We start from the raw sequence: 1,072 nt of genomic DNA, 5'->3' as shown, positions 1-1,072 counted from the left end.
CAGCAGCGATCGGCGCGACGAGCATGGCGATGTAACCTGAACGCGTCATAGAAGTATCTACCTGGATGTGTGAGGTGTGGTTTAAGAACGAAATGCCGAGATAAGGCTTGCACCTTTGCAACGGCGTGGAACGAAAGAAACGGTTCGCTGGTCGATAGCAGGCTCCTGTTGGCTCTGAAAGATGTCTTGGTCACAGTCGGGTCGCTCTCAGCCGCAAGGCGTTGCCTACGACCGATGCCGAACTCAGGCTCATCGCCAATGCTGCGATCAGGGGCGACAGCAACCAGCCCGTGAGGGGATAGAGAACCCCAGCGGCGACGGGGATGCCCAGCGCGTTGTAGAAGAAGGCGAACATGAGGTTCTCCTTCATGTTGCGCACGGTACTCACCGAGAGCGAGCGAGCGACAGCGATGCCACGCAGATCGCCTTTGACCAGCGTGACCTGCGCGCTGTTCATCGCCACGTCGGTTCCGGTTCCCATGGCGATGCCCACGTCTGCCTTCGCCAAGGCCGGCGCATCGTTGATGCCGTCTCCGGCCATGGCGACGATGCGGCCCTCTCTCTGCAAACGTTCGATCAACATGAGCTTGTCCGCCGGCTTGACTTCACCATGCACCTCGTCGATGCCCAGGCGTGCACCGACGGCTTTGGCGGTGGTCTGCCCGTCCCCGGTGGCCATGATGACCCGCAGGCCCGCAGCCTTCAACGCGGCCAGGGCCTCGGGGGTGCTGCCCTTGACCGGATCGGATACGGCGAGCAAGCCCGCGAGCTGCCCGTCCACAGCCAGATACATGACACTGGCCCCTTCGCCGCGCAGGGCTTCGGCCTGGGGTACGAGCGGCTCAACCGACACGCCAGACTGCTCCATCAGCACCGTATTGCCCAACGCCAGTTGCCGGTGCTCAACTTTCCCGCGCACGCCGATGCCCGTTCCCGATTCAAAGGTCTGAGGCTTCACGAGTTGGAGGCCCTGGGCACGCGCGGCCTGCACGATGGCGTCGGCGTGTGTGTGTTCTATGACATGTTTCATGTTGTGAGCAAGACGTTTATCTTGTTTGTTGTTTTATGCTTG

The 1,072-nt window shown here is 61.3% G+C and carries 1 pseudogene; it reads right to left on the bottom strand.

From position 1 onward, the window contains the following. Nucleotides 1-190: 190 nt before the first annotated feature. Nucleotides 191-1,060, bottom strand: a pseudogene (locus tag FHR87_RS18915) (HAD-IC family P-type ATPase); the annotation flags it as partial. Between the last annotated feature and the right edge of the window lie 12 nt (nucleotides 1,061-1,072).

Source organism: Azomonas macrocytogenes, assembly GCF_014191985.1.
Classification (GTDB): domain Bacteria; phylum Pseudomonadota; class Gammaproteobacteria; order Pseudomonadales; family Pseudomonadaceae; genus Azomonas; species Azomonas macrocytogenes.
The sequence above is the reverse complement of the archived record's forward strand: the minus strand, read 5'-3'. Positions and strand labels throughout refer to the sequence as shown.